This is a genomic window from Priestia sp. ABM2_011, assembly GCF_056158845.1.
On record NZ_JBSWUB010000001.1, the window covers coordinates 1318680 to 1335119 of the forward strand.

Annotated in this window: 19 protein-coding genes; all 19 read left to right on the forward strand. The window is 39.4% G+C overall.

Going from position 1 to position 16440, the window contains the following annotated elements; translation table 11 throughout:
• The first annotated feature begins 35 nt into the window (after positions 1–35).
• Positions 36–1628 carry a flagellar basal-body MS-ring/collar protein FliF gene (gene fliF / locus ACXAE4_RS06980; RefSeq protein WP_475235724.1) on the forward strand — a complete coding sequence of 531 codons (1593 nt, stop codon included), beginning with the start codon at positions 36–38 and terminating at the stop codon, positions 1626–1628.
• 11 nt (positions 1629–1639) lie between these two features.
• A complete protein-coding gene (fliG, locus tag ACXAE4_RS06985; RefSeq protein WP_475235726.1) occupies positions 1640–2659 on the forward strand; it encodes a flagellar motor switch protein FliG in 1020 nt (339 codons plus the stop codon).
• Entirely contained in the window at positions 2652–3440 is a 789-nt protein-coding gene (gene fliH / locus ACXAE4_RS06990; protein WP_033579779.1) for a flagellar assembly protein FliH, read from the forward strand. The genes fliG and fliH overlap by 8 nt, the downstream gene beginning before the upstream one ends.
• A complete protein-coding gene (gene fliI / locus ACXAE4_RS06995; RefSeq protein ID WP_289578385.1) occupies positions 3415–4728 on the forward strand; it encodes a flagellar protein export ATPase FliI in 1314 nt (437 codons plus the stop codon). Before fliH ends, fliI begins: the two co-directional genes overlap by 26 nt.
• A gap of 2 nt (positions 4729–4730) precedes the next feature.
• Complete coding sequence (gene fliJ, locus ACXAE4_RS07000; RefSeq protein ID WP_028411429.1) at positions 4731–5174, forward strand: flagellar export protein FliJ; 444 nt, start codon at positions 4731–4733, stop codon at positions 5172–5174.
• A gap of 9 nt (positions 5175–5183) precedes the next feature.
• Entirely contained in the window at positions 5184–5816 is a 633-nt protein-coding gene (locus ACXAE4_RS07005) for a MotE family protein (RefSeq protein WP_033579781.1), read from the forward strand.
• Between the two features lie 17 nt (positions 5817–5833).
• Positions 5834–8461: a flagellar hook-length control protein FliK gene (locus ACXAE4_RS07010; protein WP_289578384.1), complete on the forward strand. Its 2628-nt coding sequence runs from the start codon at positions 5834–5836 to the stop codon at positions 8459–8461.
• A gap of 9 nt (positions 8462–8470) precedes the next feature.
• On the forward strand, positions 8471–8899 hold the full coding sequence (flgD, locus tag ACXAE4_RS07015; protein WP_033579782.1) for a flagellar hook assembly protein FlgD: 429 nt from the start codon (positions 8471–8473) through the stop codon (positions 8897–8899).
• A 25-nt stretch (positions 8900–8924) separates the two neighbouring features.
• Positions 8925–9719 (forward strand): flagellar basal body rod protein FlgG, encoded by a 795-nt coding sequence (flgG, locus tag ACXAE4_RS07020; RefSeq protein ID WP_033579783.1) that lies wholly within the window; start codon positions 8925–8927, stop codon positions 9717–9719.
• Positions 9720–9754: 35 nt separating this feature from the next.
• The gene (locus ACXAE4_RS07025; protein ID WP_025750317.1) at positions 9755–9964 is read left to right on the forward strand and encodes a flagellar FlbD family protein; all 210 of its coding nucleotides are present in this window, start codon (positions 9755–9757) and stop codon (positions 9962–9964) included.
• Positions 9965–9967: 3 nt separating this feature from the next.
• Positions 9968–10399 (forward strand): flagellar basal body-associated protein FliL, encoded by a 432-nt coding sequence (fliL, locus tag ACXAE4_RS07030; protein ID WP_033579784.1) that lies wholly within the window; start codon positions 9968–9970, stop codon positions 10397–10399.
• 20 nt (positions 10400–10419) lie between these two features.
• Complete coding sequence (fliM, locus tag ACXAE4_RS07035; protein ID WP_034265235.1) at positions 10420–11421, forward strand: flagellar motor switch protein FliM; 1002 nt, start codon at positions 10420–10422, stop codon at positions 11419–11421.
• Positions 11411–12541 (forward strand): flagellar motor switch phosphatase FliY, encoded by a 1131-nt coding sequence (gene fliY, locus ACXAE4_RS07040; protein ID WP_028411423.1) that lies wholly within the window; start codon positions 11411–11413, stop codon positions 12539–12541. The genes fliM and fliY overlap by 11 nt, the downstream gene beginning before the upstream one ends.
• 21 nt (positions 12542–12562) lie before the next feature.
• On the forward strand, positions 12563–12925 hold the full coding sequence (locus ACXAE4_RS07045) for a response regulator (protein ID WP_033579786.1): 363 nt from the start codon (positions 12563–12565) through the stop codon (positions 12923–12925).
• Between the two features lie 63 nt (positions 12926–12988).
• Positions 12989–13630: a flagellar biosynthetic protein FliO gene (locus ACXAE4_RS07050; RefSeq protein ID WP_028411421.1), complete on the forward strand. Its 642-nt coding sequence runs from the start codon at positions 12989–12991 to the stop codon at positions 13628–13630.
• Positions 13623–14291, forward strand: a complete 669-nt coding sequence (fliP, locus tag ACXAE4_RS07055) for a flagellar type III secretion system pore protein FliP (protein ID WP_028411420.1) — start codon at positions 13623–13625, stop codon at positions 14289–14291. Before ACXAE4_RS07050 ends, fliP begins: the two co-directional genes overlap by 8 nt.
• Before the next feature lie 10 nt (positions 14292–14301).
• Positions 14302–14571, forward strand: a complete 270-nt coding sequence (gene fliQ / locus ACXAE4_RS07060; protein WP_033579787.1) for a flagellar biosynthesis protein FliQ — start codon at positions 14302–14304, stop codon at positions 14569–14571.
• Positions 14572–14573: 2 nt separating this feature from the next.
• Complete coding sequence (gene fliR / locus ACXAE4_RS07065; RefSeq protein WP_047749904.1) at positions 14574–15350, forward strand: flagellar biosynthetic protein FliR; 777 nt, start codon at positions 14574–14576, stop codon at positions 15348–15350.
• Between the two features lie 2 nt (positions 15351–15352).
• On the forward strand, positions 15353–16435 hold the full coding sequence (gene flhB / locus ACXAE4_RS07070) for a flagellar biosynthesis protein FlhB (protein ID WP_275210778.1): 1083 nt from the start codon (positions 15353–15355) through the stop codon (positions 16433–16435).
• The last annotated feature ends 5 nt before the right edge of the window (positions 16436–16440 follow it).

Genomic DNA, 16440 nt, shown 5'->3' on the forward strand with positions numbered 1-16440 from the left:
AAGAAAATGAAAATAGTAATAACCGGAGGAATACCATGAATGAAAGAATAGCTCTTTATCGAGATAAGATGAAAGTCTTTTGGAATAACCGCAAAAAAGGACAGAAAATAGCCCTTATCGCTGCTCCTCTTGCGGCTATTCTAGTCATTAGTTTAGCATCTGTTTTCTTAAACAAAGATAAATTTGTCCCTCTTTATAGCAATCTATCGGCTCAAGAAACAGGACAAATCAAAGCAGAGCTTGATGCTAGAAGCGTTCCTTCAGAAATCTCTGATAATGGAACAACCATTTCGGTGCCTGAACAAAGCGTTGACTCGCTAAAAGTTGATTTAGCTGCACAAGGAATTCCTGATAGCGGAAGTATCGACTATTCGTTTTTTGGGAAAAATGCGAGCTTTGGTATGACAGACAATGAATTTGATGTGTTAAAACTCGATGCGATGCAAACTGAATTGGCTAACTTAATGAAAAACATTCAAGGAGTCAACGATGCAAAAGTGATGATTACCCTTCCCAATGAAAGTGTATGGGCGAATGAAAAGCAGGGAGAAGCCTCTGCATCGATTGTGCTTAATACAAAGGCTGGTTATAAATTTGATGATCAGCAAATTAAATCTCTTTATCATTTAGTATCCAAAAGTGTGCCAAACCTTCCTACAGATAATATCGTCATTATGAACCAATATTTTGAGTACTTTGATTTAAAAGGAAATGAAACGGATTCAGCTTCTAGCTCATTTGCTTCGCAGAACGAAGCGAAAAAAGAAGTTGAGCGGGATATTCAGCGTCAAGTACAGCAAATGCTAGGAAGACTGGTCGGTCAAGACAAAGTAATGGTCTCTGTTACAGCAGATCTTGATTTTACACAGGAAAATCGCGAAGAAAAGCTAGTAGAGCCTGTTGATAAAGATAATATGCAAGGAATTGCCGTTAGCGCTGAAAAAATCAATGAAACATTTTCTGGTAAAAATGCTCAAGATGGAGGCGTTGCTGGAACAGGAGAAGAAGATACAACAAATTACTCATCTAGCACAGCAAGTGGAGACGGAGACTACGAAAAAAACGAAGAACGTATTAATTATGAAGTGAATCGAATTCATAAAGAAATCGTTGAAAGTCCATACAAAATTCAAGACCTTGGCATTCAAGTAATGATAGATCCCTCCAATGCAAAAGGGAAATCACAAGTGTCCGATACACTTGAGTCAGACGTTCAAAAAATGTTAGGTACAATTGTCCGTACTTCTATTTCAAAAGATGCAAATACGAAAGCTCTCTCGGATAACGCGGTCAGCGATAAGGTTACCGTTTCCGTTCAGCCGTTTAATGGACAAGAAACAGCTGACAGCACAGCAAGTTCGATTCCATTGTGGATGTATATAATCGGAGGAGCACTGCTGCTTATTATTGTTGTTCTTATTGTGCTGTTGGTTAGGAAAAGGCGTCAAGACTTAGATGAAGACGAATATGATGAAGAGTATGATGAAACTTTTGAAGCATATGAAGCGGCACAAAAAGCCCCTGTTTTAAGTGCTGAACAGCAAACAAAAAGCAATCTTGAAACGTTAGCGAAGCAAGACCCGGAAGAGTTTGCAAAGCTGCTGCGAACATGGATTAGTGAGGATTAGGAGGAAAGCTAATGGTAAAGGCTATGCAAAAAAATGAGTTAACTGGAAAGCAAAAAGCAGCAATTTTGTTGATTTCTCTCGGTCCGGATGTATCAGCTTCTATCTATAAACATCTCAGTGAAGATGAAATTGAGCAACTAACGCTTGAAATTTCTTCAGTGAGAAAGGTAGAGCCGTCCCTAAAAGAAGCTGTGCTTCATGAGTTTGAACAAATAACGCTTGCTCAAAACTACCTTGAAAAAGGAGGAGTAAGCTATGCGAAACAGGTGTTAGAAAAAGCACTTGGACCAGAGCAGGCTATGATGATTATCAATCGATTAACTTCTTCTTTGCAAGTTCGTCCGTTTGACTTTGCCAGAAAAGCTGATCCTATGCAGCTGTTAAATTTTATTCAGCATGAGCATCCTCAGACGATTGCCCTTATTTTATCTTACTTAGAACCGCCGCAGGCAGGACAAATCTTATCATCACTGCCTCAGGAAAGGCAAGCGGATATTGCAAGGCGGATTGCAACGATGGGAAGTACGTCTCCGGAAGTCATTAATGAAGTGGAGCAAATTTTAGAGAGAAAGCTTTCAGCTACCGTTACCCAAGACTATACCCAAACAGGTGGTTTAGAAGCAGTAGTTGAAGTATTAAATGGAGTGGACCGAGCGACTGAAAAAATTATTATTGATACGCTTGAAATTCAAGATCCGGCATTAGCAGAAGAAATCAAACAGCGAATGTTTGTATTTGAGGATATCGTAACGCTCGATAACAGTTCTATTCAGCGTGTGATACGAGATGTAGAAAATGATGATTTATTGTTGAGCTTAAAAGTAGCAAGTGAAGAAGTGAAATCTATTATTTTTAAAAATATGTCTAGCCGTATGGTGGAAACGTTTAAAGAAGAAATGGAATTTATGGGCCCTGTGCGTTTGAAAGATGTAGAGGAAGCCCAGTCACGTATCGTTGCTGCAATTAGACGTTTAGAAGATGCTGGTGAAATTGTACTAGCTCGAGGTGGAGGAGACGATATTATTGTCTAATATCATTAAATCAACTTATACGAACAAACTTTCAGACGAAAATGCTAAGCACATTCAAGTCATTCCATTTGGTTTTCCGATACAAGATGAGCCGACAGAAGAACATCTTCAGCAAGAAAATGCACAGCACGTTATTGAACAAGCGCATAGTGAAGCTGAAATGATAAAGGCCGAGGCAGACGCTTACCGCAAACAAGCTCAAAACGAAGTTGAACGTTTGAAAAAGCAGTGGGAAGAAGAGAAGGTGCTGCTGTTTCAACAAGAAAAAAAACGCGGCTATGAAGAAGGGTACGAAGAAGGGCTGCTTCAAGGGAAACAAGAGTACGAACATGTATTAGCCATGTCGCGAAACATTGTTGACGAAACAAAGAATCAGTACTACGAATATATAAATCAGTCTGAAGAAGTCATTTTTGAATTAGGTTTCACCCTAGCAGAAACGCTTTTAAATGAGCAGCTTCAAAGAGATGAATCATTTTTATCACTTGTTGCAAGGTCTTTAAAAGAAGTTAGAGAACATAAAGAAATCCAGCTTTTTGTTTCTCCCAAAAAATATGCATATGTATGTGAACATAAACGAGAACTGTTCGATTTATTAAACGGAGAAACCGGGCTGTTTATTTATGCAGATGAAAATCTTCAGGAAATGGATTGTGTCATCGATTCCTCTTATGGGCGTCTTGTTGCTTCTTTTGATAGTCAGTTAACGGAAATGAAGAAAAAATTAAAAGAACGTTTGTTAGAGGGGAGTAAACATGAAAGTCGCACAACTCATTCATGAAATCCCGCGCACATCTTCTTTTAAACGGTACGGGAAAGTCAGCCGAGTAGTAGGAATGATGATTGAATCTAAAGGACCTAGAACGTCAATAGGAGATGTTTGTTTTATTCATCTCAGTGAACGAGGAGATAAAATTCGTGCAGAAGTTGTTGGTTTTAACGGTGAGCACGTCGTTTTAATGCCTTATACGTCTGTTCGATATATCGGACCTGGCTGCCTAGTGGAAACAACAGAAAAACCTCTGCAGGTAAGCGTGGGGAAAGAGTTAATAGGTCAAGTGCTTGATTCGTTAGGCAACCCTTTAGATGGGTCTGAACTTTCTCATTATTTGCCTTTTGTTTTAACCGATCAAGACCCCCCTAATCCTTTAGAGCGCCCGCCTATTGAACAGCCTATTGAAGTAGGTGTACGGGCGATTGATAGTTTGTTAACCGTAGGCCGAGGGCAGCGCATAGGTATTTTTGCAGGAAGCGGTGTTGGGAAAAGTACGCTGCTCGGGATGATTGCTCGTAATACAAAAGCAGATATCAATGTCATTGCCCTTGTAGGCGAGCGAGGAAGAGAAGTTAGAGAATTTATTGAACGAGATCTTGGAGAGGAAGGGTTAAAGCGCTCCGTTGTAGTAGTTGCTACCTCGGATCAGCCTGCTCTACTTCGAATGAAAGCAGCATATACAGCTACTTCTATTGCTGAATACTTTCGAGATGAGGGGCTGAGCGTCATGATGATGATGGATTCTGTTACCCGTGTAGCAATGGCTCAGAGAGAAATTGGATTAGCCGTAGGTGAACCTCCGACTACCAAAGGTTATACACCATCTGTTTTTGCTAGCTTGCCAAGGCTGCTTGAACGTACAGGGACTAATCAACATGGATCTATTACCGCTTTTTACACTGTATTAGTAGACGGTGATGATATGAACGAACCTATTTCGGATACGATGCGAGGCATTATAGACGGACATATTGTACTAGACAGGGAGCTTGCCAATAAAGGTCAATATCCGGCCATCAATGTCTTAAAAAGCGTTAGTCGCGTGATGAACCATATCGTAAGTGAACGGCATAAAGAAGCAACTGAAAAACTGCGTTCATTAATGGCTACCTACGCTAATTCTGAAGACTTAATTAACATAGGTGCCTACAAAAGAGGATCTTCTGCTTACATTGATGAGGCAATCCACTATCATCCTGTCATTGAGGCATTTTTAAAGCAAAAAACGAACGAACATCCATCGTTTGAAACAAGTGTAACAAAGCTCTGTGAACTGTTTGTGAAAGGTGAGTAAATATGGCATATGAATTTAGGTTATCTAAAATAATGGCAATTAAGTCAAATGAAAAAGATGAACTGCTATCTCAATATAATCAGTCCCTACAGCAGTTTGAAACAGCGGGTGAAAAGCTTTATAAAAAGTTAAAAGAAAAAGAAACGCTGATTGAACAGCATACGGGCAAAATGAAGCAGGGGCTTTCTATTTTAGAAATTACATCATTTCAGCAGTTTTTAACAAGTGCCGAACGAGTGATTGAAAGGCTGCAACAAGAGGTCATGTTTGCCAGACAGCAAATGAACTTAAAGAAACTGAAGCTAGAAGAAAAGAATATAGAAGTAAAGAAGTATGAAAAATTAAAAAAGAAAGACTACGATTCTTATATAACAGCGGAAAAACAATTAGAAGCGAAGCAAATGGATGAGCTGTCTTTACAGCAGTACATGCTGCATAGAAATTAGGTGAAAAACATGGCTAAACGAAAAGAATTAAGAGAAGAGTACGAAGAAGAAAACTATGAAGATGGGAAATCTTACAGTAAAAGCCAGGTGTTTTTATTTTTAATCTTTATTCCAGCGGTGTTCCTCATCTTGGCAGCTTACATTGTCCTGACACTTTTAGGCGTCAATATAAATGATAAGGTTTCTGCTGTTACACACGCCATTCCATTTGTATCAAGTGAGCAGTCACAAAAAAATGAAAATATTCAAGAAAGCAATGAAGAAATACAAAAGCAGGTTGAGAGCCTTCAAAAGAAGCTGAGCACGAAAGAAAAGCAAATTTCAGCCTATGAGAAAACGATCAGTACAAAAGATCGTCAAATGGATGAACTAAAAATTGAAATGCGCGATATGGAAGAAAAAGCCGATGACGAAGCGAAAAAACAAAAGAACAATCAGCTGGCGAAAAAAGATGTCATTGCTACCTATGAAAACATGTCTCCTAAAAATGCAGCGCTCATTTTTGCCGAATTAAAAGAAGACAAAGCGGTCGCGATGCTTAAGCAGTTCAAAGCAAGTACAAGAACGGCAATCTTAGAAAAAATGGATCCGAAAGTAGCTGCACGCTATACGACATTGTTAACAGATCAGATTGATGAATAAAAGCAGAGGTGAAAACAGTGGGAATTTCACTACGTCCAGCAGCTGCATCAAAGGTAAACTGCGATGAAAAAGCGGCTGTTATTCAGACTCAGGGTTTTTTTGAAGAAATCGTTCAACAGCTTCAGCAGCTAAATGCGCAACCTTTAGCGAGCCGGGAGAAATCATTGAATGAACAAGCGATAAATCAAGACGTCTTTAACGCGGTCGGGTTAATTGCGATTCAGTTAAGCGAAGCAGAATATGAAGGAGATGAAGGAGATGAACCGTCTGTCTTATACGAACATCTAGCCGAGATGATCAGTAGTATTCCAAGTAGTCTAGATTTGGAACAGCCGCTTCTAAAGCTGCAGCACGTGTTAACAGAAATGCAGCAGGAACCTGTTTCATCTAAAACAGACAGTCAAGAACAATATTTGTCTTCTATTTCTAGCTTGTTGACTATATGTAAAAACACGTCGTCTGCGTTTCAAACAGAGTTTGCTCAGCTGATGGAAGAACTACAAAAACCGCAGCTACAGTCAGTGAAGCTTTCAGATTCGCAGCTTCAAGGCTTGCGGAAAGCTGCTGTTGAAAAAATAGAGAAAATTCATAAACAACCACGTGTATTAACCGATACCTTACATGAAAAGCGCTCAGCTGGTTTTTTCGCCGTTGTTCATTCAACTTCAAAAAATTCTCTAAAAGATATGAGCGCTGTTCGTAAAGAAGAAAAAGGGCCGCTATTTAATCAGCTTCCATGGAAAAAAGATGTGGTTTTAGGTAACCCAAGTATAGATAGTGAAAGTTCTTTCACTGCTAAAACAGCCGGGTTGACGTTAAAAAATAACCCATCAGCTTTTGGAGCTGGAGAAATGCTTAAGATCCAAGAGTTTTCTATTGATCTAGGGCAAGCAAACTCTGATCATCAACAGTCTGACGATCTGGTAAATGAGCTGCAAAAAATATGGAGTAAAGCTTCGATCAGTACTGAAGAAGGAGCATCTAAGCTTTCCATTAAATTGTTTCCAAAGCAGCTAGGGACGATTTCGATTGAAGTGCTTCAACAAGACAATGAAACAATTGCGCAGGTTGTGGTAACGTCAGCGAAAACAAAAGAGCTGTTAAATTCCAACCTTTTCAGTTTACGACAAGCTCTTGCGTCTCAACGCGTAGCGGTTGATCAAGTGGATGCGGCCGGCGTTCAAGCAGCTCCAGAAAGTTCTGTAACAGAGATGAATGCTTTTGGTAAAGAAGAAAAAGAGCCGCAGTTTTCTATTGATTTAAGCCAAGCAAAATCAGACTATCAGCAGTCTAGGGATTTGGTAAATAATCTGGAAAAAATATGGAGTGAAGCTTCCATCAGTATTGAAGAAGGAGCATCCAAGCTTTCCATTCAGTTATTTCCAAAGCAGCTAGGGACGATTTCAATTGAAGTGTTTCAACAAGACAATGAAACGGTTGCACAAGTAGCTGTATCGTCAGCGAAAACAAAAGAGCTGTTAAATGCCAACTTTTTCAGATTACGACAAGCTCTCACGTCTCAGCATGTATCCGTTGATGAAGTGGATGTGGCTACTGTTCAAGCAGCTCCAAAAAGTTCAGTAACAGAGATGACTGCTTTTGGTAAAGAAGAAAAAAGGCCGCAGTTTTCTATTGATTTAGGGAAAGCGAAATCAGATTATGAACAGTCTAGCGATCTGGTAAACGAGCTGCAAAAAATATGGAGTAAAGCTTCAGTTGGATCTGAAGAGGGGGCGTCCAAGCTTTCCATTCAGCTATTTCCAAATCAGCTAGGGACAATATCAATTGAAGTGCTTCAACAAGACGATGAAACGATTGCGCAGGTTGTGGTAACGTCGGCAAAAACAAAAGAGCTGTTAAATGCCAATCTTTTCAGATTACGGCAAGCTCTCGGGTCTCAGCATGTATCGGTTGAACAAGTGGATGTGGACGCTGTTCATACAGCTTCAGAAAGTTCTGTGAAAAATATGACTGCTTTTCCTAAAGAAGAAAAAGTACCGTTTTTTAATCAGCTTCCATGGAAAAAAGATGTGGTTGTACCCAGCGGAAGTATAGATACCAATAGCTTTTCGAAAAATAGCGAAAGTTCGGCAGGTACACACACAACCGGGGCGCCAGTAGAGAATCAGCCATCATCCTTTGGAAGTGGAGAAATGCCTAAGCTTCAGCAGTTCTCTATTTATCTAGGGCAAGCAAAATCTGACTATCAGCAGTCTAGCAATTTGGTAAACGAGCTTGAGAAAGTATGGAGTAAAGCTTCGTTTAGTGCCGAAGAGGGAACATCCAAGCTTCTCATTAAGTTATTTCCTAAACAGCTAGGTGCGATTTCAATTGAAATGCTTCAGAAAGACAGCGAAACGGTTGCGCGAATTGTCGTATCGTCAGCAAAAACAAAAGAGTTATTGGACTCCAATCTTTCAACTTTGCGGCATGGTCTCGCGTCTCAGCATGTATCAATTGATAAAATCGATGTGCTACTGTCAGAACAAGCGATGTCGTATAACAATGAAAACGACCAGCAAAAAGAAAGACAGGAAAAAGAAGCGTTTAAAAAAGAAGAAGAAGATCAAGATTCACAACAATTGGAAGAATCGGCTTCCTTTCTATCTTCTTTTGAATCAGCGCTCATTAACTACAACGTATAGGTGATAACAATGACAAATGAAATTACGTCTGACTTGTATTTAAGCAATAGGGACACACAAGTGAAGCAAACGGGAAACAGCTCGCTTGGCAAAGATGACTTTTTGAAGCTTTTGATTGCTCAGCTTCAAAATCAAGATCCAATGAATCCAATGGAAGACAAAGACTTTATTGCTCAAATGGCTCAGTTTTCATCCCTTGAACAAATGACAAATATGAGCACATCGCTCAATACGTTTGTAACGCAGTCTCAGGCTTCTCCTATTTTAAAAGGAAGCGAATTAATTGGTAAAACCGCTGCATGGTTAGATGAAGAAGGAAATAAAAAGCAAGGAGTCATTTCAACAGCATCCGTCAAAAACAATGAGATATCGTTTACAATCAACGATGAAAATCATACGGTACTTTCGCTAAACGATATCTTAGAAGTAAGCAGTTAACCAACCAAATTTAAGGAGTGATTTTATGTTACGTTCGATGTATTCAGGAATCAGCGGCATGAAAAATTTTCAAACTAAATTAGATGTCCTAGGAAATAACATTGCCAATGTTAATACATACGGCTATAAAAAAGGACGTACAACGTTTCAAGATTTAGTAAGTCAGCAGGTAGCAGGAGCGACGGCACCGGGAGCTAACCGTGGAGGTGTTAATGCTAAACAAGTCGGGTTAGGTTCACAGATTGGCACGATTGATACAGTTCAAACGGCAGGAAGCATTCAGTCAACGGGACGTCCGCTTGATTTGGCTATTTCTGGGGATGGGTATTTTGTTGTAAATGATGGAAACACAAATTATTACACAAGAGCAGGTAATTTTTATTTGGATAGCAGCGGTAATTTGGTAACGGGTGATGGACTGTATGTACAAAAAACTGGAGGAGGGAATATTAATATTCCTTCAACAAGTAAGAGCTACAGTATAGGAGCAAATGGGAAGGTTAATATCATAGATGCTAACGGAAATATAACTCCAAATACACCAACAATTGAACTTGCTAAATTTGCAAATAATGAAGGACTCCAAAAGGCAGGAGGAAATTTATTTACTCAAAGCGTAAACTCAGGAAATCCTTTGCTAGGAGCTCCAGGAGCCAACGGTACAGGAACCTTCGTCTCAAGCGCCCTTGAAATGTCCAACGTTGATTTATCCGAGGAATTCACGGACATGATTGTTGCACAGCGCGGATTTCAAGCGAATACAAGAATTATCACAACATCCGATGAAATACTGCAAGAATTAGTGAATCTAAAACGATAGGCGGGAGGAAGGAGTAGGTATTACTCCGGTTGATTATGATCACTTTAACGAGGCTAAACGGCAAAACATTTACGTTAAATGCTCTTTACATCGAGCAGGTTGAGGCATTTCCCGATACAACTATTACGCTAACAAATAACAAAAAGCTAGTGGTAAAGGATTCAGTTGAAGAAGTGAATGAGAAAGTGACGAGTTATTATCAGCGAATTAACGTATTAGGACTGCAGCAAACGACGGAGGAATAAAGTGTGTTCAAAAATAAGCTAATTAGTAAGATGATTATTATCCTGCTTTCTCTTACTTTAATAGGAAGCATTGCGGTTATTGTGACGTTAAAGTATACGGAGCAGGCAGGTACTGAAAAAGGTCCATCTATCGACGATGTGATTAAAGCTTCTGTAGATGTAACGGATATCAAAACCAATTTAAAAAGCAATAACTACATCAGCATCTCCTTTAAAATTCAAATGGATAGTAAAAAAGCGGCAGCAGAGCTTCAAAAAAGAGACTTTCAAGTAAGAGACATTATTATCAAACGGCTCTCCGATATGAGTGCTCAAGATTTTGAAGGAACGCAAGGGCTCAGTACGTTAGAAACAGATATTGCAAAGCAAATTGATCAATTAATGGAAAACGGACATGTTGTTAAAATTTATACAACGTCTAAAGTGTTGCAGTAAAGAAAAAGGGAGGGAAGCTAGTGGCTGGGGATGTATTATCACAAAATGAAATTGATGCCCTATTATCCGCGTTATCAACCGGAGAGATGGATGCGGATGAGCTAAAAAAGGAAAATAAAAAACAGCGCATTCGTACATATGATTTTAAACGCGCGCTGCGTTTTTCAAAAGATCAGATTCGCAGTTTGACGCGAATTCATGAAAATTATGCGCGCATGCTCATCAACGTCTTTTCGGCACAGCTTCGTAACGTTGTACAAGTGTCCGTTGTATCAGTGGATCAAATTCCGTATGAGGAGTTCATTCGCTCTGTTCCGAAAGTAACCATCTTAAATGTGATAGCTGTCCCTCCTTTAGAAGGGCATATCATTATGGAAGTCAATCCGAACATTGCCTATGCGATGCTTGACCGCTTGCTCGGGGGACAAGGCGAGAGCGGTGGGAAAATTAGTAACTTAACGGAGATTGAAACGAGCTTGGTTCGAAACTTGTTAGAGAAAACGTTAGACAGTATGAGAGAAGCTTGGAGTTCTATTGCGGAAATTGAACCTGAAACATCAGAGTTTGAAGTGAATCCTCAGTTTTTGCAGGTGATTTCACCAAATGAAATTGTCATCGTCATTTCATTAAACGTACAAATTGGAGATGAAACGGGCATGATCAATCTATGTATTCCGCACGTGACGCTTGAGCCGATTGTGTCCAAACTGTCCGTTCATTACTGGATGCAATCTTCGAAAAAAGAACCTAACGTACAAGAGGTTGAGCAGCTAAAGGAACAAATTAATGATGCGGAATTGCAGGTTGTAGCCGAGCTAGGAAAAGCGGATATTTCCATTGAAGATTTCCTAGCATTAGATGAGGGAGATGTTATTCGACTGCAAACAAGCGTTCATAATCCGTTAACTATTTACGTCGGAGAACAACCTAAATTTATTGCGCAGCCTGGAAAAGTCAGTCGGAAAGTCGCTGTGCAAATTCTAGATGATGTTAAGAGGAGGAACGAAAGGAATGAACGATGACATGCTTTCGCAAGATGAAATTGATGCGTTGTTAAAAGGAACTTCTTCACTTGACGAGTTTTCAGAGCCGAATAAGTCAAGTCAAGTAGACGATTACTTTACGGAAATGGAAAAAGACGCGCTTGGCGAAATTGGAAATATTTCGTTTGGCAGTTCAGCAACAGCGTTATCGGCTTTATTGAATCAAAAAGTCGATATTACCACACCGTTTGTATCGCTCGTGTATAAAGAAGAGCTGACGGATGAATTTCCAAATCCTCATGTCGCTGTGCAAGTTCAGTACACAGAAGGCTTTTCTGGTACGAATTTGTTAGTTATTAAACATGAAGATGCAGCTGTTATTTCAGATTTGATGCTTGGTGGAACGGGAGAGAATCCGACGGAAATCATGGATGAAATTAAGCTGAGTGCAGTGCAGGAAGCGATGAATCAAATGATGGGTTCTGCAGCGACGTCTATGTCTACGGTATTTCAAAAGAAAATTGATATCTCTCCGCCGAGCTTAGATATTTTAAATATTCAAAAAGGGGAAGGCACAGAGCTGATTCCCCAAGATGACGTCTTTGTAAAAGTCTCTTTTAATTTGAAGGTAGGCACATTAATCGATTCCAATATTATGCAGCTGTTATCGATATCTTTTGCCAAAAGTTTGGTGGAAGAGCTCTTAGTTCCAAGCGCAGAAGGTACCGCAGCTTCTATTGAAAAAGAATCAGATCTTAACGAAAAGCAAACAGAACCGCCGGCAGCTGAATACATACAGCATGAAGAAACACAGCAGGCAGAACCTGTTCATGTACCAGTTGATGTTCAGCCCGCATCGTTTTCAGAGTTCGAGCACGTGTCTTCTCCTCAAGGGGATTCGCGAAATTTAGACATGCTGCTTGATATCCCGCTTCAAGTTACCGTGGAGCTTGGAAGGACTAAGCGAACGGTTCAAGAGATTTTAGCATTATCTTCTGGTGCAATCATTGAACTTGATAAACTAGCAGGCGAACCGGTAGATATCTTGATTAATAGCAAATTAATTGCAAAAGGTGAAGTGGTCGTCATTGACGAGAATTTTGGCGTTCGCGTAACTGATATTATTAGTCAAAGAGACCGTATTAACAAACTAAAGTAATGATTTTTAGGAGGAGTAGAGATGGGAAACCGAATTTTAATTGTAGATGATGCTGCGTTCATGCGCATGATGATTAAAGATATTTTAACGAAAAATGGATATGAAGTAGTAGCGGAAGCGGCAGATGGCCAGCAGGCTGTGGAGTTATTTAAAGAGCATGCACCAGATCTTGTCACAATGGATATTACGATGCCTGAAATGGATGGAATTACGGCCTTAAAAGAAATTAAAAACATAAAAAGTGATGCCAAGGTGATCATGTGTTCAGCGATGGGACAGCAGGCAATGGTGATTGATGCCATTCAAGCAGGGGCAAAAGATTTTATCGTTAAGCCGTTTCAAGCAGATCGTGTATTAGAGGCAATTTCAAAAGCAATTGGATAAACAACAGATTGGCGGGACTTTCCCGCTAATCTTACACTATGTTGAAGTAAGAGGTGGCAGACATTGCTGCGAAAGTTCGTAATTGTTGCGCTGTTAATAAGCGTATTAGCAGGATCAAATCAAATCGTCTATGCAGAAAGTGGATCTGCATCGGTAAAAGAATGTTTGGAGAAAACGGAGAAGTGTTCAGAGAGTGAGAGTACTGATTCAAAAGAAAAAACTGAACTCCAGGCGACGCCTGCGCTTTCAGCTGGAGATATCGTGAAGATGATATTCGCGTTTTTACTTGTAATTGGGCTGCTTTTTGCGCTCTTAAAATTTGTAAATAAAAAAGGAAGGCTTCTACAAAAAAATAAAGTCGTACAAAACTTGGGTGGTACAAATGTTGGAAGCAGCAAGTCTGTACAAGTAGTCAAAGTTGGAAATCAGCTTTTTGTTATTGGAGTCGGTGAAAATGTGCAGCTTCTTTCAGAAATTACAGGGCAAGAGAAACAGCAGCTGCTTACGCAGTATGAGGAACAACAGAAAAACGAGGGCGAATATAAAGTCGTACTACCGTCTTTTTTAGAAAAATTCACTTCTAAAAAAGAAGAGAAATCTAGTCATTCTTTTCAGCAGCTTTTTCAGCGAGAAATGAATGAAATGAAAATAAAAAGACAAAACGCACTGAAAGAGTTAGAAAGGAACAAAAAGAACGATGAATGAAGTGATGAATCTCTTTAACTCGAGCAGTCCTACAAATATTTCAACTTCTGTCCAGCTTTTGTTGTTGCTGACGGTGTTTTCAGTAGCTCCTGGAATTTTAATCATGATGACCTGCTTTACACGAATTGTCATTGTGCTTTCATTTGTACGTACGTCGCTTGGGACACAGCAAATGCCTCCTAATCAAGTATTAGTTGGTTTATCGCTGTTTTTAACATTTTTTATTATGGCACCAACTTTTTCTCAGGTAAATGAACAGGCGCTTCAGCCGCTTTTAAAAGAAAAAATCACGTTGAATCAAGCCTATAAAAAAGCAGCTGAACCAATGAAAGAATTTATGAGTGCTCATACAAGACAAAAAGATTTAGCTCTTTTTTTAGAATATGCGGATATAGATAAACCATCCTCTGTTCAAGATATTCCCTTAACTGCGCTCGTTCCAGCTTATGCGATCAGTGAGCTAAAGACGGCATTTCAAATTGGATTTATGATTTTTATTCCTTTTCTCATTATCGATATGATTATAGCAAGCGTGCTGATGTCTATGGGAATGATGATGCTTCCTCCCGTTATGATTTCGCTCCCATTTAAAATTTTACTATTTGTACTGGTTGACGGCTGGAATTTAGTTGTTAAATCATTATTAATAAGTTTTCAATAGGTGATAGACAATGAATGGAGAATTTGTCATTTCGTTAGCAGAAAAAGGCGTGTATACAATTTTAATTGTATCTGGTCCTCTATTACTGCTGGCCCTTGTAGTTGGGCTCATTATTAGTATTTTTCAAGCAACTACCCAAATTCAAGAGCAAACTCTTGCTTTTGTTCCTAAGATTGTAGCGGTCTTAGTAGGGATTGTATTTTTTGGTCCGTGGATGTTATCGAAAATGATTTCATTTACATATGAAATTTTTGCAAATCTGTATCGGTACGTAGGATAGCTATGAGTCAGTTGATCTTATCCTATCCCGCGTTTTTACTAGTACTAGTGCGGGTAACGTCTTTTTTCATCACTGTTCCGCTATTTTCATACAAAACGATTCCCGCAGTTCATAAGGTAGGTTTGTCTGCCTCGCTATCCGTCATTATTGCGACAACGATTGATTTACCCGTCGTTTCGTTAGATGCACAGTTTGTACTTTTAGTAGTAAAAGAATGTGCTGTTGGGTTGTTTATTGGTTTGACTGCGTATGTATTTATTATGGCTATTCAAATCGCCGGAGGTCTCATCGATTTTCAAATTGGGTTTGCCATTGCCAGTGTAATAGACCCGCAGACAGGGGCGCAAAGTCCGATACTAGGTCAATATTTATATGTATTTGCTCTTCTATTTTTATTATCGACCAATGGGCATCATTTATTAATAGACGGCATTTATAATAGTTATTTAATTATTCCGTTAGACAAAGTAGCTTTCCCTGTGGGAAGCCAAGCATTTGCTACACACATCATAACTGTTTTTTCATCGATGTTTTTAGTAGCCGTTCAAATGTCTTTGCCTTTGGTTGGTTCATTATTTTTAGTCGATATCGCGCTTGGCATCATCGCGAGAACGGTTCCGCAGTTAAATATTTTCGTAGTTGGATTTCCGGTGAAAATCATCGTTGCTTTTATTTTACTAATTGTAGTGATGGGGAGCATGTTTTATATGATGCAAATCATATTTGAACAAATGATAGAAGCGATGCGCGCGATGATCCGCATATTAGGAGGGGTGTAGCTTTGTTTTTAGTAAAAGTTGATTTGCAATTTTTTGCAGGAGAAAAAACGGAAAAAGCTACACCTAAAAAAAAGCAGGACTCTCGAAAAAAAGGACAGGTAGCTAAAAGTCAAGACGTTACCACTGCGCTCATTCTTTTAATGGTTTTTCTTTATTTTTTGTTTGGAGCCAAACAATTTTTACAGCAAATGATGAAGCTGTTAAGAGAAGCTTTTCAAACGTATATGCTTGAGGAAGTGACGGCAGAGCGCGTATTTGCGATGTTTAAGCATCTTCTTCCTTCAATTGCTCTTGCAGCGGGTCCTGTCATGCTCGCAGCTTTTGTTGCTGCGCTCGGAGCGAATTATATGCAGGTTGGCATTCTTTTTTCCACGGAGTCCCTTCAGCCTAAGTTAGAAAAGATTAACCCTATTAGCGGAGCCAAACGAATTTTTGCCATGAGAGCGCTGGTAGAACTAATCAAGTCAACGCTGAAAATTATGTGTATCGGAGCCGTCACGTGTTTTATCTTATGGATTCACATAGAAGATGTATTAAATTTATCTCAAAAAAGTATAGGGGACTCGCTGGTTGTTCTGTCTAAGCTTGTTTTTCAAATGGGACTTGCAGCTTCGCTTATGCTTTTATTTTTATCGCTGCTTGATTATTTGTACCAAAAGTTTGATTTCGAGAAAAATATTCGAATGTCAAAGCAAGATATCAAAGATGAGCATAAAAACATTGAAGGAGATCCTCTAATCAAATCAAAAATAAAGCAAAAGCAGCGTGAAATGGCAATGTCTCGCATGATGCAAGAAGTTCCAAAAGCAGATGTCGTCATTACAAACCCTACTCATTATGCCATTGCTTTAAAATATGATGAAGAAAAAATGGATGCTCCCTATGTTGTAGCCAGCGGCGTAGATTTTATTGCTCAAAAGATCAAAGGAATTGCCAAAAGTCATGAAATTATCATGGTAGAGAACCGCCCGCTGGCAAGAGCGCTTTTTGATCAAACCAAAGTAGGGGATGCGGTTCCAGAAGAGTTTTTTAAAGCGGTGGCTGAAATATTAGCTTACGTATACCGCATTCAAAATAAAATGTAACGTTA

Excerpts from the sequence above, each read along its gene's own strand:
- fliI (WP_289578385.1), top strand. The coding sequence starts at position 3,415 with ATGAAAGTCGCACAACTCATTCATGAAATCCCGCGCACATCTTCTTTT.
- fliP (WP_028411420.1), top strand. The coding sequence starts at position 13,623 with ATGAATGAAGTGATGAATCTCTTTAACTCGAGCAGTCCTACAAATATT.
- fliJ (WP_028411429.1), top strand. The coding sequence starts at position 4,731 with ATGGCATATGAATTTAGGTTATCTAAAATAATGGCAATTAAGTCAAAT.
- ACXAE4_RS07005 (WP_033579781.1), top strand. The coding sequence starts at position 5,184 with ATGGCTAAACGAAAAGAATTAAGAGAAGAGTACGAAGAAGAAAACTAT.
- flgG (WP_033579783.1), top strand. The coding sequence starts at position 8,925 with ATGTTACGTTCGATGTATTCAGGAATCAGCGGCATGAAAAATTTTCAA.
- ACXAE4_RS07045 (WP_033579786.1), top strand. The coding sequence starts at position 12,563 with ATGGGAAACCGAATTTTAATTGTAGATGATGCTGCGTTCATGCGCATG.
- fliQ (WP_033579787.1), top strand. The coding sequence starts at position 14,302 with ATGAATGGAGAATTTGTCATTTCGTTAGCAGAAAAAGGCGTGTATACA.
- ACXAE4_RS07025 (WP_025750317.1), top strand. The coding sequence starts at position 9,755 with ATGATCACTTTAACGAGGCTAAACGGCAAAACATTTACGTTAAATGCT.
- flgD (WP_033579782.1), top strand. The coding sequence starts at position 8,471 with ATGACAAATGAAATTACGTCTGACTTGTATTTAAGCAATAGGGACACA.
- fliG (WP_475235726.1), top strand. The coding sequence starts at position 1,640 with ATGGTAAAGGCTATGCAAAAAAATGAGTTAACTGGAAAGCAAAAAGCA.
- fliY (WP_028411423.1), top strand. The coding sequence starts at position 11,411 with ATGAACGATGACATGCTTTCGCAAGATGAAATTGATGCGTTGTTAAAA.
- fliF (WP_475235724.1), top strand. The coding sequence starts at position 36 with ATGAATGAAAGAATAGCTCTTTATCGAGATAAGATGAAAGTCTTTTGG.
- fliR (WP_047749904.1), top strand. The coding sequence starts at position 14,574 with ATGAGTCAGTTGATCTTATCCTATCCCGCGTTTTTACTAGTACTAGTG.